The organism is Ruegeria sp. AL12 (assembly GCF_056540885.1).
This window is the reverse complement of the sequence record NZ_JBQFXN010000148.1, coordinates 1-641: the sequence shown is the minus strand read 5'-3', so window position 1 is coordinate 641 and position 641 is coordinate 1. Positions and strand designations below refer to the sequence as shown.

At 60.2% G+C, this 641-nt stretch carries 1 protein-coding gene; it reads right to left on the bottom strand.

Annotation, left to right across the window (positions count from 1 at the left end; all coding sequences use genetic code 11):
- The coding region (locus ACR0C6_RS21920; RefSeq protein ID WP_480621282.1) for a penicillin acylase family protein at positions 1–641 on the bottom strand (641 nt) is incomplete at both ends.

Below are 641 nucleotides of genomic sequence, written 5' to 3'. Positions count from 1 at the left end.
GCGGCATAGCGCGGAAGGTTGGGAAACAGCGAAGCGTATTCAGGCAGCGCAGCAATGCCGGGGCCGGGAACATCGGGCAGAATGTCTGCCAGTCTGTCAGGATTGCTCAGCATCAAAGACGTACGCGCGCGCAGAACCTCGTCTGTCAGGTGACCGGACAGTTGCAGTGCCATAAGTTTGATCACGGCAATACTGTCGCCCGGTTGCCAGGGTGAGACGGGGGCATTGAACAGGAACATTTCAGGCGCGCCGCGCCCCAATGCCTCGTCGTTGATCTCGGTCAGGCGTGCGTTGACCCCGGCCGCATAAGCACGAAGGGCGGCCTTAGTATAGTCGTCCTGTACCTCAACCGAGCGATGGGCAAGGCCGTACAGATCCAACCGGCGCAGCAGCTTGTCAACGCGCAGGGTGCGCGGTCCAAAGATCTCGGACAAGCGACCCTGTGCAGTGCGGCGCATGACCGTCATCTGCCACAACCGATCCTGCGCGTGGGCATATCCAAGACCGAAAAACACATCCGGGTCATTTTGGGCCAGAATGTGCGGCACATTGGCGGTGTCGCGCACGATCTCAACCGGTGCGGTCAACCCGTTGACTTCGTGCGTCTGGTCATAATCCGGCAGGGATTGGCTGGCCAGAAA